The following is a 21,017-nucleotide window of genomic DNA, read 5'->3' on the forward strand; positions in this document are numbered from 1 at the left end:
GCTGGTTGGCGTCACGGGGTCTTTTGGGCTTGTTTGTCATGTACCCAAGATAGTGCCTCGCGCGGGTCGGTGCAAATGGTGCCTCGCGCGAGGGTTTACTTTCTGATTTCAAACTGACCCACTACCGAATTTCCTTTATCGTTGTCCATTCGATGGTTTGATCTATAAATTCGTCGTCGCCGTCCTCGCTAACCCACTCCATACGGACCTGAAACTCTCCCGACATATGATATTTCAAAACGTCAAATATTGGGTTGGGAATATTACCTGACAACACACGCGCCGCCTCCTTCACCGGGTCAGGCGCGGGGGTGTCTCCTTTGCGAAGGGCGCGAATGGCCTCGACGCGATCGCTGATGGTGTGCAGGCCTCCTTTCGCCATGCGCCGCGCCGCCGCCTCAATCGCCTCGTTCCATGCGGCATCCCGCTCGGCCTCGGCCTTCTCGGCCCGGTCCAGTAGGGCGCGAAGGGTGGCAGCGGTTTCATCGCGATAACCTGCGTCTTGGCTGTGAACGCCTTTAGCCCGAATGTCTCGTGCCCATCCGGCGTAGTATTCGGCCATTATCTCAACAGCCTCCCGGCTTGTGTCTGCCTCACTCATTGCTCTGTTCCTTTCAGGGCGGCGCGCGCGCGTGACAGGGGGTCTTGGCCCTTCGGCCAGTCGGCATCGTCCGTAAGCTGGCTGCATTCGACCAGATCAGACAGCGCATCCCGCAGCCTCTCGTTCTCGTCCAGTGCTGCGGTGAGGGCGGCGGCGGCGGAATCCAGTTCGTAGGCTTCGATGGTCGCGGCCCTCATGCGGCGCATGGTGTCGGCAACGCGCTTGATCCGCTTCACCAGTTCGCGGGGGTCTGTGTCAGTCATGTCATTCATTGGGTTTCGTCCCGTTCTGCACCAACTGGATAAGCGCGTTTCTCCATTCATGATCCATCCGTACCGCGCCACTCATTTGCTCCATCCCAGCAATGACGGGGCGAACATCTAGAACACCCTTGATCTGCCGGATGGCGTCAATCGTCGGCTGGGCGTCGTCGTCTCTTATCGGCGCTTCCAGTGTCACAATGTAGGCTGTGTGTCTGTCGGTCATATCCCTCTCCTGTAATTGCCCCCTGCCCATTTGGCGCGGACAGGGGGCGTCTGGGGTTGGCGCACTACTCGCCGTCGCGGCTGGTCCCCGCCGCCGGGTTAGCCCCTGGGTGGGGATGGGTTAGGGCCAGCGTTCGCGGCTGCGGGTTTCCGTGGGGTATGCTCTTTGGTTCAACGAACCTGTGCGAACCGGCAAAACCTGCACAGACCAAGAACACGCCTGCGCTAGGGGCAGTTCTTTTGCGGGAAAGCCCTTATTCTGCGCGGGGTGATGCCCCCTCCTAAGGGGCAGGTTGCAGGTTCGAATCCTGCCGGGGTCACCAAGTGCCGGGAGGGGAAACGTTCTGTCCGCGCCGATCCAGCGATATTGCAAGTGATGTGGCAGGATTTACCGGAGGCGAGGGCCCGGCTTCACCAGCGGGTGAGGGCCTTTTCGTCGGCGTCGCGGGGGGCGACCCATTGGGCGCCGCTGGCGGTGACTTCCTTCTTCCAGAAGGGTGCGCGTGATTTCAGGTAGTCCATGAGGAATTCGGCCGCCGCGAAGGCATCGGCGCGGTGGCGCGATGCCGTGGCCACCATCATGATCGGTTCTGCGGGCGCAAGGCGGCCGTGGCGGTGGATCACCAGCGCATCGCCTAGGGCAAACCGGCCGCGGGCGGTTTCGATCATCGCCTCGATCGCGCTGCCGGTCATTGCCGGGTAATGTTCGATCTCCATGGCGACCAGATCGCCCCGGGCGCTGTTGCGCACGATGCCCGAGAAGCTGACCACGGCGCCCGCGTTGGATTGCGCGGCGGTGAAGGCGTTCAGCTCGGCCCCCGCGTCAAAGGCGGCTTCCTGCAACCGGACGGTCATTTCAGCCGCCCGTCATCGGCGGGAAGAAGGCCACTTCGCGCACGCCGGCCAGGGGGGCGTCGAAATCGGTCAGTTCCTGATCGACCGCGACGCGCAGGGCCGACAGGTCGGTGAAGGCCATGTCATAGCGGTCTTCGCGGGCGCGCAGCTCGGCCACCAGGTCGGCCACGGTGGCGGCCGAGGTTTCCACGCTTTCGCGCGGCAGGCCGATGCGTTCGCGCACCCAGGCGAAATAGACGACATCGATCATTTGCGCGCCTCGTCCGTCAGGAAGGGCAGGGCCTTGCGGAAGTAATCCCAGCCGGTCATCAGCGTCAGCGCGGCGGCCACCCAGAGCAGCGCAATTCCGATCCAGCCGGCCCAGATCCGCGAGGCATCAAGCCAGAGAAGACCCACCTCGTCGCTGAGCGTTCCCGAGAGGATCGAATCGACCATCTCGGGGTCCATGCCGACGGTGCGGTCGATGAAATGATGCAGCAGGATGCCCGGTACGAACAGAACGGCAATCGCCGTCATCTGCGCCGTGGTCTTCCACTTGGCCAGTTTCGTGACCTTCAGAAGCCCGGCCTTGGCCCCGAGGAATTCGCGCAGGCCCGAAACGAAGACCTCGCGGAACAGGATCATGGTGGCCGGCAGGAGAATCCAGGGGTTCATGCCCGAAAAGCCGGTGATGACCAGAAGGGCGATGACCACCATCGCCTTGTCGGCGATCGGGTCAAGCATGGCGCCAAAGCGGCTTTCCTGTTTCCAGGCGCGGGCCAGGTAGCCGTCGATCCAGTCGGTGATGGCGGCGGTCACGAACAACACCAGCGCGAACCAGTCGGCCCAGGGGCGGGTGAAATACAGGAACATGATGGCGACGCCCGGCGCGGCCAAAAGACGGAGCACCGTCAGGATATTCGGGATGGTCCAATTCATGGGCCAGAGATAGCCCTTCGGCGCAGCGGTTGGAAGGCAGAGTCGTCATCGGAACCGCGGCTGATACAATTTTGTTTGCACCTTGCGCCGATTGACTTTGGCCTGTCGCAGGCCAACAACGGGGCGACCGGGCGAGGGCAGCATGGCAAACGACAATTTCCGATTGCGCGGCCAGACGGTTCTGGCGGACGGCTTTACCCGGCTGTCGCGGTTCGAGTTCGAGCTGCGCCGCCGCGACGGCACCTGGCAGCGGATGGACCGCGAGGTGTTCGAACGCGGGCACGGTGTCTGTTGCCTGCTTTACGATCCCGAAACGGGAACGGTGGTTCTGACCCGCCAGTTTCGCGTCGCCGTGGAAATCGCGGGGGACGACGGTATGATGATCGAGGCCCCGGCCGGCCATCTTGACGGCGCCACGCCGCGCGAAAGGATGCAGGCCGAGCTGGAAGAGGAAACCGGATACCGGATCAGCGACCTTTACCCGGTGGGCAACTTCTACATGACGCCGGGTTCGGTATCGGCCTATCAGCGGCTGTACCTGGGCCGCTACAGCGCCGCCGACCGGGTGGCCCCGGGGGGCGGGCTGCGCGAAGAGGGCGAGGATATCGCCGTGCTGCACCTGCCCTTGACCGAGGCGCTGGACATGGTGGCCGACGGGCGCATCCAGGATGGCAAGACCGTGATCCTGTTGCAGGCGCTGGCACTGCGGCTGGCGCGTGGCGAAGGCGCTTTCGGCGCACCGGGGCGCCAAGCCTAGCGCGAGAAACGGGCCTTCACCCGCGTCAGGACACGGCTTGACCAGGGCAGCAGGACATAGCTGATCAGGGCCACGTTCACCGAGATCAGCAGCAGGCTGCGCAGGGGTGCGGGCAGGGCGGTGGGCAGCACGAGGTCGGCGAGATGGCCAAGCGCCATGCCCGACAGGAAGATCCAGAAGATGAGGATTGCGACGATCTCGATCTTGCGCAGACTGGCCTGCGGGCCCAGCAGGAAGGAAAGGCCATCGAAGGTCGTGTGTTTCACGCTTTCCTGCGGGTGACGCTCTAGCTGGGCAAGGAACGTCTTGCGTACATCCGAGCTTTCCCAGCGCAGCAGGTTGGCCCGTGAATCGAAGGCGAAGACGGTGACAAGTTCGCAGCCGTCATCAACCTGTGTCAGGCTGTTCTGCTCGCCCAGATAGCCGGGCTGCCTGGCGGCGGCCTTCTGAAGGTTTTCCAGCGCGGCGCGGATGTCCTTGGCCAGCTCCGGGCGAAACCTCCGGGTGATGACGGAGAGGACGGGTTGGGCATCCTTGGACATCTGCAATCCCTTCTGCGGGGTGGTGCGGCGCGCACGGGCAGGCGTGCACTAACCCTTCTCATGGAAATAGGCATAGATCTTTTCGGCCAGGTTGCCCGAGATGCCATCGACCGCCTTCAGATCCTTCAGGTCGGCCCGCGCAACCGCCTTGGCGCTGCCGAAATGGGTCAGCAGGGCGCGTTTGCGCGCCGCGCCGACGCCCGGCAGATCGTCAAGCGGGGTGGCGCCCACGGCCTTGGCACGTTTCGCGCGATGCGCGCCGATGGCGAAACGATGCACCTCGTCGCGCATCCGCTGGATGAAATACAGCACCGGGTCGTTGTGGCGCAGGGCCATGGGGGGCTTGCCGGTGCGGTGGAATTCCTCTTTCCCGGCGTCGCGATCTTCGCCCTTGGCCACGCCCACCATGGGGATGTCGCCCACGCCCATCGCGTCCATGATCTCGCGCACCGCCGAAACCTGCCCCTGCCCGCCGTCGATCAGCAACAGATCGGGCCATGTGCCCGAGGTGCGCTCGGGGTCTTCCTTCAGCAGGCGGGCGAAGCGGCGGGTCATCACCTCTTTCATCATGCCGAAATCGTCACCCGGGGTCAGGTCGGTGCCCTTGATGTTGAACTTGCGGTACTGGTTCTTGATGAACCCGTCGGGCCCGGCCACGATCATGCCGCCCACGGCATTGGTGCCCTGGATATGGCTGTTGTCGTAAACCTCGATCCGCTGGGGCGGGGCGGGCAGGTCGAAGGCCTCGGCCAGGCCTTTCAGAAGCCGGGTCTGGCTGGCGGTCTCGGCCATCTTGCGGGCCAGGCTTTCGCGGGCGTTGCGCAGAGCTCCGGCGACAAGCTCCTGCTTCTCGCCGCGTTGCGGTACGGCGATTTCAACCTTGGCGCCACGCTTTTCGGTCAGGGCCTCGGCCATCAGGTCGGCGTCTTCGATGGCGTCGGACAGCAGGACAAGGGGCGGCGGTTCGCGGTCGCCATAGAACTGGCCCACGAAGGCCTGCATCACCTCGGCCGGGCCGGCCCCGGCACCGGTGCGCGGATAATAGTCGTGGTTGCCCCAGTTCTGGTTGGCGCGGATGAAGAATACCTGCACGCAGGCCTGCCCCTGTTCCATGTGAAGCGCGATCACGTCGGCCTCGGCCACGCCCTGGGGGTTGATGCCCTGTCCGGCCTGCACCTGGGTCAGGGCGCGGATGCGGTCGCGCAGGGCGGCGGCGCGTTCGAATTCCATCGCCTCGCTGGCGGCCTCCATGTCGCGGGCAAGCTCGGACTGGACGTTGGTGGACTTGCCTTGCAGGAACCTCTCGGCATCCTTCACCAATGCGCCGTATTCCTCCTGGCTGACATAGCCGACGCAGGGGGCCGCACAGCGTTTGATCTGGTATTGCAGACAGGGACGGGTGCGCGATTCAAATACCGAATCCGTGCAGTTGCGCAGCAGGAACACGCGCTGAAGCTGGGTCAGGGTGCGGTTCACCGCGCCCGCGCTGGCAAAGGGGCCGTAGTAGCTGCCCTTTTCCTTCTTGGCGCCCCGGTGCTTCTTGATCATGGGGAAGGGGTGTTCCCCGGTCACAAGGATATTCGGGAAGGACTTGTCGTCGCGCAGCAGCACGTTGAACTTGGGCTTGAGCTGCTTGATGAGGTTCTGTTCCAGCAGCAGCGCCTCGGTCTCGGTGCGGGTGGTCAGGAACATCATGCTGGCGGTTTCGCGGATCATCCTGTCGATCCGGGGCGAATGGCCGTTGGGGTTGGCATAGTTGCTGACCCGCTTGCGCAGGTTGCGCGCCTTGCCGACGTAAAGAACCGCCCCCCGCGCATCCAGCATCCGGTAGACGCCGGGCGAATTGTCCAGCGTCCGAAGGTAGGATTGGATACAGGCGTGGCCGGTGGGGCGGGGGGGTGAATCGGTCATCTGAGCACCTTCGCGATTCCCGGGATTGTCTGCAACGGCGCGCCGGTCTCGGCAAGGGCGAACATACCCACCGTTTCTGTGGATAAGTCTGCGGGCAACTTCTGGAAGGTGGCCATTTCCCATTTGTTTCGGCAGGTTTCACCGCTTTGCCCAATTTTTAGGCGGTATCTTAACCTGTTGAAAACAATGTATAAGTTTTTCCACATATCACAACCGACTGAATTCATTACAGAAGATGTAACATTCGCATGACGGTTTCGGGGCCGGTGCACAACTGACGCTGGGGCAGTGCCCTGTCGGGCCGCGCCGGGGGAGGAAAAGCGCCAGACGGGCGGCGGCTCTGCCGCGATTGGCGGCGCAATAAAGTTGCGAAACGGCAGGGCGGCACCGACAGGAAACCTCGCGCCGTTACCAGACCGTAAGCAGGACATAGCCCCCGTAAAGCGCGGCGAAGATCGCGCCCCAGGCCCGGCCCATGGTCCAATGCCCGATGACGAAGGGCATCAGCAACAGCGACGCCCCCAGCATGACCCAGAGATCGAAGGTCAGGAACTGGTCGGTCACGGGGATCGGGCCGATGAGGGTCGAGATGCCGATGATCGCCAGCAGGTTGAACATGTTGGACCCGATGACGTTGCCCATGGCCACATCCGCCTGCTTGCGGAAGGCCGCCATCACCGTCGTGGCCAGTTCCGGCAGCGAGGTGCCGACCGCCACCAGCGTCAGGCCGATCACGGTTTCGCTGACCCCGTAATCGCGGGCGATGCCGGTGGCGCCCTGCACCAGCATGTCGGCCCCCAGCGGAAGACCCACCAGCCCGACCGCAAGGAACAGCGCGATCTTGTAGCCCCGCATCGACGGATCGGCGCCCTCGACTTCGACTTCCACCTCGGCTTCGGCCTTCTTGCCGGCCCGCCGGTGGGTGAGGGCATCGCGCAGCTGATCGGCCAGGATCAGCGCCAGCGCCGCCAGCATGATCAGCCCGTGCCACCAGGTCAGCGGGCCGAAGAAGCACAGGCCGATGAACAGCACCGTGGCGGCCAGCATCATAAGGTAGTTCTTGCGCGTTTCGGCCCCGGCCATGTGCATCGCCGCGATCATCGCCGGGATGCCCAGCACCAGAAGGATGTTGGCCGTGTTCGACCCCACCACGTTGCCCAGCGCAATGCCCGGCGCGTCGTCAAGGATCGCGCTGACCGAGATCAGAAGCTCGGGCGCCGAGGTGCCGAAGGCCACCACGGTCAGCGAAACGATCAGCGCCGGGATGCCCAGGCGCAGGGCCAGGTTCACCGCGCCACGAACCAGGGAATCGCCTGCCAGAAGCAGGATCACCAGACCGATGCCCACATAGGCGAAATCGTGCATTTCAGGAGGTTCCCTTGCCGCAATCGCACGGCCCCTTGCCGATGCGATACCGCCCGCAGCGGTGGCATTTCTTGGATTTCAGACGTTTCTGACCCGGAAACCGGAGCTTGCCGAACATGGCAAGAACGATCATCCCGATCAGGAAGAAGGTGACGACCTTGATCATCAGAGCCCGAACCGCGCAAAGGCGGCGCGGTCTTCCAGTGCGCCGATGGCCGCGTCGCCCAGGGACAGACCGATCCGCGACAGGAAGGGCCGCTTGCGCGACAGGACGTTGAAGCGCACCTTGTCGCCGAAAAGCTCTTTCATCTTCGGCACCAGGTGGGCGATGCCGTCGATCAGCCCGACCTCCTGCGCACCTCTGCCGGCCCAGATGTCACCGGTGAACAGATCGCGCCCCTCGGGCAGCTTGCCTGCGCGGCGGCTTTTGACCTGGGCGATGAAGGCGGCGTGTATCTGTTCCTGAAGGGCCTTCAGGCGCTGGATGTCCTCGGGCTTTTCCGCCTGGAACGGGTCGAGCATGGATTTGGAATTGCCCGCCGTATAAACCCGCCGCTTGATGCCATGACGCTCGATGAAATCCTCAAGCCCGAAGCCGGCCGAGATGACGCCGATCGACCCGACGATCGAGGTTTCGTCGGCCCAGATGTGATCGGCCGCACTGGCCAGCCAGTATCCCCCCGAGGCGGCCACATCCTCGACGAAGGCGTGAACGGGTATGTTCTTTTCCCCCGCCAGCCGCCGGATGCGCGCCGCGATCAGCGAGGATTGCACGGGGCTGCCCCCCGGTGAGTTGATGGCCAGCGCCACCGCCTTCGGTTTTCCGCGCGAAAACGCCTTTTCGATGAGGGCGGCAAGCCCGGCATCGTTCAGGCTGCCGCGCCCGCCGGTGGAAATCACGCCCTCAAGGCGGATCACGGCGACGGTGGGCGGTTTGGGAAGGAAGGGCACAAAGCGTTTCATCCCAAGCCATGTAGCGCCTGCACCGCCCCGCAACAAGGCCGCGGGCTTGCGATGTTGGGACCGACTTCATAAATCCAATGCAGGAGGCCGCGATGATTGGCTGGATGCAACGACTGATCGAACGACAGATCCTCAAGGCTCGGGCCACCGGTCAGCTTGAGAATCTTCGCGGCGAGGGTGCGCCCCTTGCGGACCGCCCCGAGGCGGCGTTCGTGGACGCAGGCGAGGCTGCCGGGTTTCGGATGATGGCCGAAGCGGGCGTGCTGCCTGCCGAAATCCTGCTGAAAAAGGCGGTCATCGCCCAGAAACAACGGATGGCCACCATCTCCGACCCGGAGGCTCGCAAGGTGGAAATGGCCAAACTTTCCGATTTGATGCTGCGTCAGTCGATTGCTGAGGAAAGCCGCCGCAAATTCATGCGGTGACGGTCATTTCCGCAGGCGATACCCGGTGCGGAAGATCCAGGCGATCACGGCCAGGCAAACCAGGGTAAACCCGGCAATGGCAAGCACGCTCCAGCCCACCGAAACGTCGGCGGCGCCAAAGAAAGCCCAGCGGAACCCCGACACCAGGTAGACCACCGGGTTGAACAGGGTGATCGTCTGCCAGACCGGCGGCAGCATGGTGATCGAGTAGAAGGAGCCGCCAAGAAACACCAGCGGCGTGACGATCAGCATCGGCACCAGTTGCAACTGTTCGAAATTGCGCGCCCAGATGCCGATGATGAACCCGAACAGCGCGAACGACAGGCAGGTCAGCATCAGGAAGCCGATCATCCAGAAGGGATGCAGGATGGTGATGTCGATGAAAAGGAACGACGTGCCCAGGATGATGAGCCCGATCACAAGCGACCGTGTGGCTGCCGCCAGGACATAACCCGCCGTCACCTCGATGAAGGACGCGGGGGCCGACAGCAACTCGTAGATCGCGCCGCTGTACTTGGGGGCGAAGATCCCGAAGCTGGCGGCGCTGACCGACTGCACCAGCACCGACAGCATGATCAGCCCCGGCACGATGAAAGCGCCATAGCTGACCCCTTCGACGGTTTCGATCCGGCTGCCGATGGCCGCGCCGAAGACCACGAAGTAAAGCGAGGTGGACAGGATGGGCGAGACGACGCTTTGCAGCAGGGTGCGCAGGGCGCGGTTCATCTCGAAGGTATAGATTGCGCGGATGGCGTGGAGGTTCATTGGGCATCTCCCTGCACCAGATCGACGAAAATGTCTTCAAGGCTGCTTTGGTGGGTCTGCACGTCGCGCAGGGTCAGCCCTGCGGCGGAAATATCGGACAGCAGCTTGGTGATCCCGGTCCGTTCGCCCCGGGTGTCATAGGAATAGACCAGCGTGCCGCCCTCGCCCAGTTCCAACCCGTAGGGCGCCAGCGTGTCGGGCACGGCATCGACGGGTTGCTGCAATTCGATGATCATCTGCTTGCGGCCCATCTGGCGCATCAGTTCGGCCTTTTCCTGGATCAGCTTGATCTCGCCCTTGTCGATCACGGCGATGCGGTCGGCGATGGCCTCGGCCTCTTCGATGTAGTGGGTCGTCAGGATGATGGTCACGCCATCCTTCTTCAACTCGTCCACGATGCGCCACATGTCCTTGCGCAACTCGACGTCGACGCCGGCGCTGGGTTCGTCCAGGAACAGGATGCGCGGTGAATGGGCCAGCGCCTTGGCGATCAGAACCCGGCGCTTCATGCCGCCTGACAGTTCGATGATGCGGCTGTCGCGCTTTTCCCAAAGCGCAAGGCGGCGCAGCACCTTTTCGATCAGGGCGTCATCCTGCGGAAAGCCGAACAGCCCGCGGGTGAAGCGCATGGCGTTGATGACCTTCTCGAAGGGATCAAGGTGAAGTTCCTGCGGCACCAGCCCGATCAGCCGGCGCGTGGCGCGGTAATCGGTCACCACGTCATGCCCGCCCACCGTGATCGTGCCGCCGGTCAGGCGGGCAATGCCGCAGATCAGCGAGATCAGCGTGGTCTTGCCCGCGCCGTTGGGGCCGAGAAGGGCCAGAACCTCGCCTTCGCGGATGTCCAGGGAAACGGTTTTCAGCGCCTGGAACCCGCTGTCATAGGTTTTCTGCACGTCGCGCACGCTGACGATGTCGGCCATGGGAAATCCTCGGGAAAGTTCACGCATCTGTGCCCCGAACCCGAGGCAGATGGCAAGGTGCCATGGCGCAGGGGGCATGTGCAAGGGCGCGCAGTTCCCCCTGTTCCCCCGCCGGACCATTGGCTAGGGTGGCGCCAGAACCAGGAGGCGCCGAATGAACAAGACCGCACGCAGGATATACGAGACGATCCGCCACGACCCGATCGTTTCGCCCCATGGTCATTGCGAACCGTCGTGGTTTGCCGATGACGCGGCCTTTCCCGACCCGACGACCCTGATCCTGACCCCCGATCACTATCTGTTCCGGATGCTGCTGTCGCAGGGGGTGTCGCTGGCCGATATCGGGATCGGCACACCGCCCGACCAGCGCGACAACCGCGCGATCTGGAACCTTTTCGCCGCACATTGGGACAGGTTCCTCGGCACGCCCTCGCACAGCTGGCTGACCTACATGTTCCGCGAGACTTTCGGCTGTGACCTGGCCTTCGGGCCGGATACCGCCGATGAAATCTACGATCACATCGACGCCGCCCTGAAAACGCCCGGGTTTCGCCCCCGCGCGCTGTTCCGGTCGTTCAACATCGAAACCCTGGCCACCACCGATGCCGCCACCGATCCGCTGGTCCACCACCAGACGATCCGCGACTCGGGGTGGGAGGGGCGGGTGATCCCCACTTTCCGCCCCGATGCCCTGTTCGATCCCGCCGATGCCCGCTTTGCCCCGGCCATGGCCGAGCTTGAGAAGATGCACGACATCGAGGGTTTCCCCGGTTTCCTGGATGCGCTGCGCCAGCGTCGCGCCCATTTCAAGGCACTGGGCGCCACCGCCACCGATCACGCCCAGGAGGTGCTGCGCACGGCCTGGATTCCCGAACGGATGGGCGATCTTTACGCCAAGGCGCGCAAGGGCACCTGCACCGCCGAGGAGGCCGCCGATTTCAACGCCCACATGCTGGTCGAATCCGCGCGGATGAGCTGTGACGACGGGCTGGTGATGCAGATCCACGCCGGATCGCGGCGCAACACCAACGCCGCCCTGCTGCGCAAGTACGGGCGCGACATGGGCGCCGACATTCCGGTGGCCACCGATTGGGTGCGCGGCCTTGGCCCCTTGCTGGATCAGGTGGGCCATGTCGAAGGATTCAACATGATCCTCTTCACCCTGGACGAATCCACCTATTCGCGCGAACTGGCCCCCATGGCCGGGCACTGGCCCTGCCTGCGCATCGGGCCGCCCTGGTGGTTTCATGACAGCGCACGGGGCATCGCGCGGTATTTCGACCGGGTGGTGGAAACCGCCGGGTATCACAACCTGGCCGGCTTCAACGACGATACCCGCGCCTTCTGTTCGATCCCGGCGCGCCACGATGTCTGGCGCCAGGGGGTTGCGACGCACCTGGGCAAACAGGTCAAGCGCGGGCTGTTCGGCATCGACGATGCCACCCGCATCGCCGGTCTGCTGTCGACCGGCCTGGCCCGCAGCGCCTATCGGCTGGAGATTTGAGAATGAACCGCATCCTGCATTTCGGCATCGGCAATTTTCATCGCGCCCACCAGGCCTGGTACACCCACAGGGCCGGCGGCTGGAAGATCACGGGCGTTTCGCTTCGCTCGGCCGGGGTGCGCGACAGGCTCGCCCCGCAGGATTTCGGCTATACCCTTGTCATCAAGGACGCAAAGGGCGTGTCCCATGCCTGGATCGACGTGATTGATGAGGTGCTTGTGGGCGCCGAGGACGCAGGGCGGATCATCGAAAGGATCGCTTCGCCCCGGACCCATGTGATCACCTTCACCATCACCGAGAAGGGCTATCACCTGGACCCGGCCAGCGGGGCGCTGAATGCCGACGATCCGGCGATCCGTGCCGATCTTGATGGCGCAACGGGCACCGTTTTCGGTTTTCTGGCCCGGGGACTGGCCGCGCGTCAGGCGGCGGGGGCAGGGCCCGTCACCCTGGTGTCCTGCGACAACCTTTCGGGCAATGGTGAAAAGCTGAAGAAGGCGCTGACAGGCTTCTGCGACATCGCCGCGCCCGATCTTGCGCCCTGGCTGGCCAGCCATGTCAGCTTTCCCGATACCATGGTCGACAGGATCACGCCTGCCACCACCGATGCCCTGATCGACGAGGTGAAACAGGCCACCGGGCGCAACGATGCCAGCCCGGTCGCCACCGAAGCCTTCAGCGATTGGGTGATCCAGGATGACTTCGCCGGCCCACGCCCGTCGTGGGAGGAGGTGGGCGCGCGCCTGGTCGATGACGTGGCCCCCTATGAGCTGCGCAAGCTGCGGCTGCTGAATGGTGCGCATTCCTGGCTGGCCTATGCCGGAACGCTGGCGGGCCACACCCATGTTCACGAGGCGATTGCCGACCCGGACCTGTTGAAGGGCGCGCGCAGCGTCATGGCGGAAGCAACCGAAACCCTGCCCGACGAAATCCGCGCGGAAACGCCCGCCTATGCCGATGCCCTGATTGCGCGGTTCACCAATCCCTCGCTGCATCACAAGCTGCGCCAGATCGCCATGGACGGCAGCCAGAAGCTGCCTCAACGGCTGGTGGCACCCTGGCAGGCGCGTCGGGATGCGGGGCAGGCGGCGGATGCTATCGAAACCGCGATTGCGGCCTGGGTATCGTTCGTATTGTCGGAAACGGCGGCGGGCCGGGCGCTGGATGATCCACTGGCCGAGGCTCTGGCCGATGCCTGCAACCAGGACGAACCGGTTGCCGCGATCCTGAAGGCGGCGGGCCTTCCCGACGCCCTGGCGCAACCGGTGATCGACAAGCGGGCAGAGGCCGGGAACGGCCGGTAGGATCAGTTGCCCTGGTTGACCCGCTCGATATAGCCGCGCAGTTCCTCGGCTTCGTGGCGGGCATCGCGCAGCCCGTCCATGGCGGCGCGCAGTTCGGCCTCGGTCTGGGCAAGCTGGTTCTTCAGTTCCGTTTCGCGTGACTTGGCATAGGCCACGGCCTCGTCCCGGGCCTCTTCGGCCTCCTGCATGGCCTGGGCCATGTTATCGAGTTCGCCGATATCGCTCTGGCTGACGCGGGTCAGGCGATGGACCAGCCAGCAGGCGAACCAGCCAAGGGAAAACGCCACGAACAGGATGATCGCAGTGACAACGATGAATTCAGTTCTGTTCATTTTCCGTTCCTGCGCCGCCTGTGATGATTTCGCCTTCTTCGGCCTCGGGCGGATCTTCGTCCAGGTTCCTGTCGGCCTCGGCGTCTTCTTCGGGCACAATCAACCTGAATTCAATCCTGCGATTGGCCTCGCGCCCTTCTTCCGTCTCGTTGGTGGCGATGGGGCGTTCCTCGCCATAACCGATGGCGACAAGGTTCGCGGTGGCGACACGGCGGGCGGCAAGGGCGGTCAGCACCGCCTCGGCCCGCGACTGGGACAGTTGCTGGTTCATGATCTCGCGGCCTTGGCTGTCGGTATAGCCGCCGATCTCCATCTGCACGTCGTCGCAGGTGCGCAGCAGTTCCGCGATGCGTTCGACGGTATCGCGGGCGTCGGCGTCGATCTCGGCCGAGCCGGGGGCGAAGGTGATCTTGCGCACCGCCAGAACCTGGTTGATCTGCTCGACGCATTCCTCGGGGGTGGGCAGGCCCAGCACCGGGTCCAGCTTCTTGTCATAGGTGATCTTGAGGGTGAAGTTCTCGGCGCTGCCCAACTGGTCGGACAGGATGCGCGACACCTCGGCGCGGGCGTCGGGGTTGCCGGTGCGCCCGGTCACGTCCACCACGTCGGGCTGAACCACCACGGTGCCCTCGTGCAGCAGGGCCAGCGAATCCAGCGCGGCCAGCACGCGGGGGAGCCAGCCCTCGGGCAGGCTGTCGTCGCTGCGGGTGGCGTCGGTCACCGCTTCCATCCCGAACCGGGCGCGGGCGAAACTGCCCATGGCCTTGCGCGCCCGCTCGGCCCCGATGCGCCCGCGCAACTGCACGGCACCCTCTTCGTTGCGGGTGGCGACGAATTCGGGTGCGCCGGCGCCATCGCCGGTGCCGTCGATCACCACCGGTTCGGGCAGCACCGCAAACAGCGAAAAGCCCAGCGGCAGCGCGCCTTCCAACTCGCCCACCCTGCGGTCGAAATCGGCCTGCTTGGTGTCGGCCTGCCCCACCAGCGTGATGTCGGCATCCGACAGCGTGACGGAACCGCCCCCCAGGTCGGCCAGTGCGTCGATCGCCGCCACCGCCGCCTGGGGCCACTCGGGGCTGGGCACGCCCAGGCCGATGGTGCAGCTTGCCTGCCCCTCAAGCCCGGCGGTGCGGGCGGCGGCCAGGATACGGTCGCGCCCCTTTTCCGTGGCGGCCGAACAGGCGTCGAAGCGCGCTCCGTCGCCGTCGATCAGAAAGCGCAGGGTGAAGGGGGTGATCACCGGGCGCGGTGCGGCAATGGTCATGGCCAGGCGCAGCCCCTCGGGCGCGGCGCGCGACAGATCGCTTTCCAGGCGCCGCTTGGCATCGCGGCTGTCGGAAATGGCATCCACCAGAACCTCGTCCGCCGCGATGGAAATTTTCGAGCGCGGCAGCTTGGCCAGGGCCATCAGCCCGAAATCCAGCGCCGTGTTCCAGCCTTCGGGCGGCGTGTAATCGGCGATCTCGAGAAGGTCGCTCACCTCGCCGGCGTCCTTGATCTTGCGGACCTTTTCCAAAAGCGCCGTGCGGTCGGTGGCGGCGGGGATCAGGCCGATCAGGGAAATGCCACCGGCGTTGCGCAGGATCTCGACCGAGAAGCGGGGCGCTTCGATCACGGCGGCGGCGGCCACTTCCATCTGGTCGATCACCCGGGCGGCATCGACGATGCCATTGGCCACGGTGATGGCGCGAAAGCGCGTCGCCTCGTCGGGGGCGGTGCCTGCCAGTTCCAGTTGCAGGCCGTCGGCCGAAACCGACACCCAGTCGTGCCCCTGGTCGCGCATTGCCGTCGTCACATCCGCAACCGATGTCTTTTCGATCTTGGAAACCGCGAAACTGGCCGAGAACACGGCGATGATCGCGGCCAGCCCGAAGGCAAAGAACGCGGGAATGAACGGGGCTGAGCGCATCCGGGCCTCTTGGATCAGATCGGTACCGATCCTTTGTCTAGTGCGCCGGGCGGTCGGGGGCAATCAAAGCAGCGCGGCGATGGCGAGAAACAGCGCAGCCAGAAGGCCGGCGTTGCGGTTGCTGCGGAACAGCGCCAGGCAGGTCGCGTTGTCGTCGATGTCAAGCCGCCCCAGTTGCCAGGCCATGTGCCAGCCCATGGCCCAGGGCGCGCCAAGGGCAATCACAAGCGACAGCACGTTCGCCTGCCCCACAAGCCCCGCGATCACCGCCAGCGCCATCAGTGTGACCGTGCCCACCAGGAACCGGCGCAGCCAGGCATGGGTGTTGTCGCCAAACAGGCGGGCGGTGGATTTCACGCCGATCAGGGCGTCGTCCTCCTTGTCCTGGTGGGCATAGATGGTGTCATAGAACAGCGTCCATCCCACGCCCGACAGGTACAGAAGGACAGCGGGGGTGGCGACATGGCCCGCATGGGCCGCATAGACCAGAAGCGCGCCCCAGTTGAAGGCCAGCCCCAGGAAGATCTGCGGCCACCAGGTGAACCGCTTGGCGAAGGGATAGATCGCCACCAGCGCCAGCGATCCGATGCCAAGGGCGATGGCGGTGGCATTGAAGGTCAGCAGGATCAGGAAGGCCAGCAGGGCCTGCGCCACCAGCCAGGCCAGCGCCTGCCCCGAGCTCACCTGCCCCGAGGGGATGGGCCGCGACCGGGTGCGCGCCACCGCGCCGTCGATGTGGCGGTCGGTGATGTCGTTCCAGGTGCAGCCCGCGCCACGCATCAGCCAGGCGCCGATGGCACAGCCCGCGAAGATCCACAGGTCGTACCAGCCCATGCGCCCGCTGACCGCCATCGCCAGGAACAGGCCCCACCAGCAGGGCAGCAGCAAAAGCCATGTGCCGATGGGCCGGTCCGCCCGCGACAGCCGCAGATAGGGCCGGGTGGCCGCCGGGGCCAGCCGGTCGACCCAGTTGCCGGCAGGGGCATCGGCCACCTGACCGTCTGGTATCTGGGAAGTGTCGGACATATGTTGGCCCCATGGCATCGAACGTTCGACTTTACCTAGACCATCCCCTGTCCCCGGGGCAATCCTGCGCGCTGACGCAGGCCCAGTCCCATTACCTGTTCGGGGTGATGCGGCTTTCCCTGGGCGACAGGCTGACCGTCTTCAACGGCCAGGATGGCGCCTGGCGGGCCGAGGTTCTGCGCGCCGACCGGCGCAAGGGGGTGATCGCCGCCGTGGAGCAGACCGCGCCCCTGGTGATGCCGCCCGATGTCTGGCTGCTGTTCGCCCCGATCAAGAAGGCGCGCACCGATTTCATCGTCGAAAAGGCGGTGGAACTGGGCGCCGCCCGGGTGATGCCGGTGCAGACCGAATACACCAACGCCGAACGCATCCGCCAGGACCGGCTTCAGGCCCATGCGACCGAGGCGGCCGAGCAGTGTGGCGGCACCTTCGTGCCCCCGGTCGATGACCTGGCCCGGCTCGACAGGGTTCTGTCCGACTGGCCTGCCGACCGGCACCTGATGTTCTGCGACGAATCGCGGCTGGGCGCGGCGACATCCCTGGCCGATGCGCCGCGCGGGCCCTGGGCCATCCTGATCGGCCCCGAAGGCGGCTTTTCCCCGGCCGAGCGCGCGCGGTTGACCGCGATGGAAATGGCACACCCCGTCTCGCTTGGCCCGCGCATCCTGCGGGCCGATACGGCGGCCATCGCGGCGCTGACCCTGTGGCAGGCCGCCCTGGGCGATTGGGGATGAGCGGCTTCATCCGCCCCGAACTGCGCGCGGCCCTTGCCCCCTGGCGCGAGGCGCTGCTGGGCGCGGCGCTGGTGCTTTTCGGGCTCTACTGGGCCTTGTGGGGCGGTGGGCTGATGCGCTGGGTCGGCGGGGCGATCCTGCTGGCCGGGGTCGCCATCGCGCTGCCGGCGGTGCGGCGCGCCAGGTTTCCCGGTGCGGGCAACGGTCCGGGCATGGTGGACGTGGACGAACGCCAGATCACCTGGTTCGGCCCCGACGGCGGCGGCGCAATCAGCATCGACGCCATCGTGCGCGTGGAATTCGACACCCGACAGGGCCGCACATGGGTGTTTCACACCGACGGCGCCGCCCCCCTGCGGGTGCCCGCCGATGCCGCCGGGGCCGACAAGCTGTTCGATGCCCTGGCCCCGCTGCCGGGGCTGGATTACGACGCGGCGATCCGCGCGGCGCGCCACGTCGCACCATCGGCGGGGGGCAGCAACGTCCATGCACTGGTACCGCGCGCCAATGCGCCCAAGGCCCGGAACGCGGATCCCCAAGACATGCGCGGAAACGCGAACCCCCAAGACGTGCGCGAAAACGCGCAACACCTGTTCGTCATCTGGCAGCGCGACCGCGCCCGCCTGCATTGACAAGCACCCCGTTTCCTTTCAACCCTCGGCCCCCAACGCCACGTTCATCATCGGAGATCCTGCCCCATGTCCATTCCCCAATCCGGCGGCGGCCCGATCGAGCGGCACGAACAGATGGCCGAATACATGGCCTCGGGCTGCAAACCGCGCGAAGACTGGCGCATCGGCACCGAACACGAGAAGTTCGGCTATTGCGCCGACACGCTCAAACCGCTCCCCTACGAAGGGGAACGCTCGATCCATGCCGTTCTGGCCGGGCTGCGCGACAGGTTCGGCTGGTCGCCCGTGCTGGAGGGAGGCAACCTTCTGGGGCTGGAAAAGGACGGTGCCAACGTCAGCCTTGAACCGGGCGGCGCGCTGGAACTGTCGGGCGCCCCGCTGGAAACCATCCATCAGACCTGTGACGAGGTGAACGTGCACCTGGCCGAGGTGAAATCCGTGGCCGATGAGATCGGCGTGCGCTTCATCGGCCTTGGCGCCGCGCCTGAATGGACCCACGACCAGATGCCGCTGATGCCCAAGGGGCGCTATCGGCTGATGAACGATTACATGGATCGCGTCGGCACCCACGGCAAGCAGATGATGCGCCGCACCTGCACGGTCCAGGTCAACCTCGATTTCGGCTCCGAGGCGGACATGGTGCAGAAGATGCGCGTGGCCATCGCCCTGCAACCCGTCGCCACGGCGCTGTTCGCCAACTCGCCCTTCTTCGAGGGCAAGGTGAACGGCCACAAATCCTGGCGCAGCCGGGTCTGGCGGGGCCTTGACGATGCGCGCACCGGCATGGTGCCCTTCGTGTTCCAAGAGGGTTTCGGCTTTGAACGCTGGGTCGAATACGCGCTGGATGTGCCGATGTACTTCGTCTACCGCGATGGCAAATACATCGACGCGCTGGGCATGTCGTTCCGCGATTTCCTGCGCGGCGAACTTCCCGCTTTGCCCGGCGAACGCCCCACGCTCAGCGATTGGGCCGACCACCTGACCACCCTCTTCCCCGAGGCGCGGGTAAAGAAATACATCGAGATGCGCGGCGCCGATGGTGGCCCCTGGCGCCGCCTTTGCGCGCTGCCGGCCTTCTGGGTCGGGCTGACCTATGATCAGGGCGCGCTGGATGCCGCATGGGACCTGGCCAAGGGATGGGATGCCGACACCCGCGAGGCGCTGCGCGTGGCCGCGTCTGAGGATGGATTGCAGGCGCAGGTGGGCGGCATTTCCATGCACGACCTGGCGCGCGAGGTGGTGGCGATTGCCGACGCCGGCCTGAAGGCGCGGGCGCGTCCCGGCGCGGGCGGGCTTATCCCCGATGAAACCCACTTCCTGAACGCGATCAAGGAAACCCTGGAAACGGGCCGCACCCCGGCCGACGATCTTCTGGCCGACTACCACGGCAAGTGGAACGGGGATCTGTCGCGCATCTACGAGGATTACAGCTACTGATCGCCCCGGCGCGGCAAGGCGCGGTTCAGGGCGTGATACAGCACCCCGACCGCCGCGCCCCAGCCCGCGCCGAACAGGCAACCGAAGCTCCAGCCAAGGTTGATCGCGATCCCCGGCGACAGGGCCTCGCCCAGGATCAGCGAAATCTGCGCCCAGATCACCAGCGGCGAGGCCACCCCCGCCACCAGCCCTGCAAGGGCAAAGACCAAGATGCGCGTGCCCCAGAAGCGGGCCGCGACATACATGGCGGGTATCCCCAACAGGATATGGCAGGGCAGCCCGAATAAACCGGCCAGCGCGGGCAGCATCAGGATGGTCGCCCCCGCGTAGAACAGTCCGTAGAATATGCCCAGGTGCAGCGCCGGAACCAGCAGGACGGCAAGCGCGAAGGGCTTGGTCGCCGGTCGCCTCACTGGCCGGGTTCGGGCAGGACCACTGTCGAGAACCCGCCCTCGAAGACCGAAATCGCCTGCACGCAGGGCTGTGCGCCGTAACCGCCGCAATTGCCACCGTGCCGCCCGATCAGCATCAGGGGCAGGCCGTTGAATTCGGTCAGGCGCCACAGCCCGCCTGTCCAGCTTTCGGAGCGCGCACCGTTGACGACAAGGTGCAGGATGCTGCCACCGGTGCCGTGCCAGAGCGAATAGTTCAGCGAACAGAGCACATAGTTGAAATCCACCACGGCGTCGTTCTTCTCGCCCTCACCGTCCAGGTCGACCCAGGTGATGGCGCCCGGCTCCACCAGAAGCTCGGGCGTCGGCGCCTCGGGGTCGCCTTCGGTCACGTCGATGCGGCATTCCTCGGCGGCGGCGTCCAGAATGGCGTCGATGCGCGGGTTGCCCGCCTCCTCCTGCGCGGGGGCCATGGTGGGCAGAAGACAGCAAAGCGCGATGGCATATCTCATGATTTCTTTCCGATCCGCGGCTCCGTTCCGGCGCGCAGCCGGGCGATATTGGCCGAGTGGCGCAGGAAGATCAGCGCCGCCATGGCCACCAGCATCAGCGCCAGTGCGCCCTTGCCCATGGCCAGCGCCACAAGGGGCGCCAGCGCCGCCGCCGCCAGTGCGGCCAGCGAACTGAACCGGAACAGCGCTGCGCAGACGGCCCAGGTGGCGCAGGCGGCCAGCCCGACAGGCCAGGCCAGCGCCAGCACCGTGCCAAGGAAGGTCGCCACGCCCTTGCCGCCCCGGAACCCCAGGTAGACCGGATAGCAATGGCCCAGAAAGGCGGCGAAACCGGCAAACAGCGCCGCCTCTTCCCCGGCCAGCCAGCGCGCCAGCAGAACCGCGATCGCGCCCTTGCCCGAATCCAGCACCAGCGTCAGGAAGGCCGCCGGCCTGTGCCCGGTGCGCAGCACGTTGGTGGCCCCGATGTTGCCCGATCCGATCTGGCGCAGATCGCCCAGCCCGAACAGCCGCGCCATGACCATGCCGAAGGGCACCGCCCCCAGCAGATAGCCCAGAACGGCCGCAAGAAACCAAACACCCACTGTCATGCCTGTCACCCGTTGCCTTTCGCCGTCATCTTTGGTCCTGAAATATCCCCGCCGGAGGCATTGAAGGCAAATGTCGCTCCGGAAGAGAATTCAGTGCCTCCGGCGGGGATATTTGCCGACCAAAGATGGGCCATG

General features: G+C 65.4%; 27 protein-coding genes and 1 tRNA gene. 8 read left to right on the top strand and 20 right to left on the bottom strand.

Features of this window, described 5'->3' with window-relative positions; translation table 11 throughout:
* Window positions 1–121 precede the first annotated feature (121 nt).
* From H7828_RS20500 to H7828_RS20510, 3 genes are read right to left on the bottom strand one after another with little or no spacing between them, the layout of a single operon-like run.
* Complete coding sequence (locus H7828_RS20500; RefSeq protein WP_226782939.1) at window positions 122–601, bottom strand: hypothetical protein; 480 nt, start codon at window positions 599–601, stop codon at window positions 122–124.
* Complete coding sequence (locus H7828_RS20505; RefSeq protein ID WP_226782940.1) at window positions 598–864, bottom strand: hypothetical protein; 267 nt, start codon at window positions 862–864, stop codon at window positions 598–600. Before H7828_RS20505 ends, H7828_RS20500 begins: the two co-directional genes overlap by 4 nt.
* A gap of 1 nt (window position 865) precedes the next feature.
* Window positions 866–1,087 carry a hypothetical protein gene (locus H7828_RS20510; RefSeq protein ID WP_226782941.1) on the bottom strand — a complete coding sequence of 74 codons (222 nt, stop codon included), beginning with the start codon at window positions 1,085–1,087 and terminating at the stop codon, window positions 866–868.
* A gap of 229 nt (window positions 1,088–1,316) precedes the next feature.
* Here H7828_RS20510 and H7828_RS20515 point away from each other — a divergent pair.
* Window positions 1,317–1,409 (top strand) — tRNA-Ser (locus H7828_RS20515).
* Window positions 1,410–1,497: 88 nt separating this feature from the next.
* Here H7828_RS20515 and H7828_RS20520 read toward each other — a convergent pair.
* The 3 genes from H7828_RS20520 to pgsA are packed head-to-tail and all read right to left on the bottom strand — an operon-like array spanning window position 1,498 to window position 2,859.
* Complete coding sequence (locus tag H7828_RS20520) at window positions 1,498–1,941, bottom strand: molybdenum cofactor biosynthesis protein MoaE (protein ID WP_226782942.1); 444 nt, start codon at window positions 1,939–1,941, stop codon at window positions 1,498–1,500.
* Between the two features lies 1 nt (window position 1,942).
* Window positions 1,943–2,191: a molybdopterin converting factor subunit 1 gene (gene moaD, locus H7828_RS20525; RefSeq protein ID WP_226782943.1), complete on the bottom strand. Its 249-nt coding sequence runs from the start codon at window positions 2,189–2,191 to the stop codon at window positions 1,943–1,945.
* Window positions 2,188–2,859, bottom strand: a complete 672-nt coding sequence (gene pgsA / locus H7828_RS20530; RefSeq protein ID WP_226782944.1) for a CDP-diacylglycerol--glycerol-3-phosphate 3-phosphatidyltransferase — start codon at window positions 2,857–2,859, stop codon at window positions 2,188–2,190. The genes moaD and pgsA overlap by 4 nt, the downstream gene beginning before the upstream one ends.
* A gap of 142 nt (window positions 2,860–3,001) precedes the next feature.
* On the opposite strand from pgsA, the gene H7828_RS20535 reads away from it, so the two are divergent.
* Window positions 3,002–3,616 (top strand): NUDIX domain-containing protein, encoded by a 615-nt coding sequence (locus H7828_RS20535; RefSeq protein WP_226782945.1) that lies wholly within the window; start codon window positions 3,002–3,004, stop codon window positions 3,614–3,616.
* On the opposite strand, the gene H7828_RS20540 is transcribed toward H7828_RS20535, so the two are convergent.
* From H7828_RS20540 to H7828_RS20560, 5 genes are all read right to left on the bottom strand, one after another.
* On the bottom strand, window positions 3,613–4,158 hold the full coding sequence (locus H7828_RS20540) for an antibiotic biosynthesis monooxygenase (protein WP_226782946.1): 546 nt from the start codon (window positions 4,156–4,158) through the stop codon (window positions 3,613–3,615). The two genes, H7828_RS20535 and H7828_RS20540, sit on opposite strands and share 4 nt — an antisense overlap.
* Before the next feature lie 48 nt (window positions 4,159–4,206).
* A complete protein-coding gene (gene uvrC, locus H7828_RS20545) occupies window positions 4,207–6,069 on the bottom strand; it encodes an excinuclease ABC subunit UvrC (protein ID WP_226782947.1) in 1,863 nt (620 codons plus the stop codon).
* A gap of 408 nt (window positions 6,070–6,477) precedes the next feature.
* Window positions 6,478–7,434 carry a calcium/sodium antiporter gene (locus tag H7828_RS20550; protein ID WP_226782948.1) on the bottom strand — a complete coding sequence of 319 codons (957 nt, stop codon included), beginning with the start codon at window positions 7,432–7,434 and terminating at the stop codon, window positions 6,478–6,480.
* Between the two features lies 1 nt (window position 7,435).
* On the bottom strand, window positions 7,436–7,600 hold the full coding sequence (locus H7828_RS20555; RefSeq protein ID WP_226782949.1) for a hypothetical protein: 165 nt from the start codon (window positions 7,598–7,600) through the stop codon (window positions 7,436–7,438).
* Window positions 7,600–8,397 carry a S49 family peptidase gene (locus H7828_RS20560; protein ID WP_226782950.1) on the bottom strand — a complete coding sequence of 266 codons (798 nt, stop codon included), beginning with the start codon at window positions 8,395–8,397 and terminating at the stop codon, window positions 7,600–7,602. The genes H7828_RS20555 and H7828_RS20560 overlap by 1 nt, the downstream gene beginning before the upstream one ends.
* 92 nt (window positions 8,398–8,489) lie before the next feature.
* Between H7828_RS20560 and H7828_RS20565 the strand changes: the two genes are divergently transcribed.
* Complete coding sequence (locus H7828_RS20565; protein ID WP_226782951.1) at window positions 8,490–8,822, top strand: DnaJ family domain-containing protein; 333 nt, start codon at window positions 8,490–8,492, stop codon at window positions 8,820–8,822.
* Window positions 8,823–8,825: 3 nt separating this feature from the next.
* On the opposite strand, the gene H7828_RS20570 is transcribed toward H7828_RS20565, so the two are convergent.
* Both H7828_RS20570 and H7828_RS20575 read right to left on the bottom strand, forming a co-directional pair.
* Entirely contained in the window at window positions 8,826–9,587 is a 762-nt protein-coding gene (locus H7828_RS20570) for an ABC transporter permease (RefSeq protein WP_226782952.1), read from the bottom strand.
* Window positions 9,584–10,510 carry an ABC transporter ATP-binding protein gene (locus tag H7828_RS20575; protein WP_226782953.1) on the bottom strand — a complete coding sequence of 309 codons (927 nt, stop codon included), beginning with the start codon at window positions 10,508–10,510 and terminating at the stop codon, window positions 9,584–9,586. The genes H7828_RS20570 and H7828_RS20575 overlap by 4 nt, the downstream gene beginning before the upstream one ends.
* 154 nt (window positions 10,511–10,664) lie before the next feature.
* Between H7828_RS20575 and uxaC the strand changes: the two genes are divergently transcribed.
* Together uxaC and H7828_RS20585 are read left to right on the top strand one after the other, a co-directional pair.
* Window positions 10,665–12,014 (top strand): glucuronate isomerase, encoded by a 1,350-nt coding sequence (uxaC, locus tag H7828_RS20580; protein WP_226782954.1) that lies wholly within the window; start codon window positions 10,665–10,667, stop codon window positions 12,012–12,014.
* A gap of 2 nt (window positions 12,015–12,016) precedes the next feature.
* Window positions 12,017–13,318, top strand: a complete 1,302-nt coding sequence (locus H7828_RS20585; RefSeq protein WP_226782955.1) for a mannitol dehydrogenase family protein — start codon at window positions 12,017–12,019, stop codon at window positions 13,316–13,318.
* 2 nt (window positions 13,319–13,320) lie between these two features.
* Here the strand turns inward: H7828_RS20585 and H7828_RS20590 are convergent, their stop codons facing one another.
* From H7828_RS20590 to ubiA, 3 genes are all read right to left on the bottom strand, one after another.
* On the bottom strand, window positions 13,321–13,650 hold the full coding sequence (locus tag H7828_RS20590; RefSeq protein WP_245398805.1) for a hypothetical protein: 330 nt from the start codon (window positions 13,648–13,650) through the stop codon (window positions 13,321–13,323).
* Window positions 13,637–15,559, bottom strand: a complete 1,923-nt coding sequence (locus tag H7828_RS20595; protein ID WP_226782956.1) for an OmpA family protein — start codon at window positions 15,557–15,559, stop codon at window positions 13,637–13,639. Before H7828_RS20595 ends, H7828_RS20590 begins: the two co-directional genes overlap by 14 nt.
* 63 nt (window positions 15,560–15,622) lie before the next feature.
* Window positions 15,623–16,585, bottom strand: coding sequence for a 4-hydroxybenzoate octaprenyltransferase (gene ubiA / locus H7828_RS20600; protein ID WP_226782957.1), 963 nt, complete (start codon window positions 16,583–16,585; stop codon window positions 15,623–15,625).
* Between the two features lie 11 nt (window positions 16,586–16,596).
* Between ubiA and H7828_RS20605 the strand changes: the two genes are divergently transcribed.
* The 3 genes from H7828_RS20605 to H7828_RS20615 all read left to right on the top strand — a co-directional run bounded on the left by H7828_RS20605 (window position 16,597) and on the right by H7828_RS20615 (window position 19,388).
* Window positions 16,597–17,319 (top strand): 16S rRNA (uracil(1498)-N(3))-methyltransferase, encoded by a 723-nt coding sequence (locus tag H7828_RS20605; protein WP_226782958.1) that lies wholly within the window; start codon window positions 16,597–16,599, stop codon window positions 17,317–17,319.
* On the top strand, window positions 17,316–17,951 hold the full coding sequence (locus H7828_RS20610; RefSeq protein WP_226782959.1) for a hypothetical protein: 636 nt from the start codon (window positions 17,316–17,318) through the stop codon (window positions 17,949–17,951). Before H7828_RS20605 ends, H7828_RS20610 begins: the two co-directional genes overlap by 4 nt.
* Window positions 17,952–18,017: 66 nt before the next feature.
* Window positions 18,018–19,388 (top strand): glutamate--cysteine ligase, encoded by a 1,371-nt coding sequence (locus H7828_RS20615; protein ID WP_226782960.1) that lies wholly within the window; start codon window positions 18,018–18,020, stop codon window positions 19,386–19,388.
* Here the strand turns inward: H7828_RS20615 and H7828_RS20620 are convergent.
* The 4 genes from H7828_RS20620 to H7828_RS22890 are packed head-to-tail and all read right to left on the bottom strand — an operon-like array spanning window position 19,382 to window position 21,016.
* The gene (locus tag H7828_RS20620) at window positions 19,382–19,801 is read right to left on the bottom strand and encodes a hypothetical protein (protein WP_226782961.1); all 420 of its coding nucleotides are present in this window, start codon (window positions 19,799–19,801) and stop codon (window positions 19,382–19,384) included. The genes H7828_RS20615 and H7828_RS20620 overlap by 7 nt on opposite strands.
* Window positions 19,798–20,292 (bottom strand): hypothetical protein, encoded by a 495-nt coding sequence (locus tag H7828_RS20625; protein WP_226782962.1) that lies wholly within the window; start codon window positions 20,290–20,292, stop codon window positions 19,798–19,800. The genes H7828_RS20620 and H7828_RS20625 overlap by 4 nt, the downstream gene beginning before the upstream one ends.
* Complete coding sequence (gene plsY / locus H7828_RS20630; RefSeq protein WP_425354964.1) at window positions 20,289–20,891, bottom strand: glycerol-3-phosphate 1-O-acyltransferase PlsY; 603 nt, start codon at window positions 20,889–20,891, stop codon at window positions 20,289–20,291. Before plsY ends, H7828_RS20625 begins: the two co-directional genes overlap by 4 nt.
* Window positions 20,888–21,016 (bottom strand): hypothetical protein, encoded by a 129-nt coding sequence (locus tag H7828_RS22890; protein WP_281070792.1) that lies wholly within the window; start codon window positions 21,014–21,016, stop codon window positions 20,888–20,890. Before H7828_RS22890 ends, plsY begins: the two co-directional genes overlap by 4 nt.
* Between the last annotated feature and the right edge of the window lies 1 nt (window position 21,017).

It is taken from the genome of Oceaniglobus trochenteri (assembly GCF_020529025.1).
GTDB classification, from domain to species: domain Bacteria; phylum Pseudomonadota; class Alphaproteobacteria; order Rhodobacterales; family Rhodobacteraceae; genus Oceaniglobus; species Oceaniglobus trochenteri.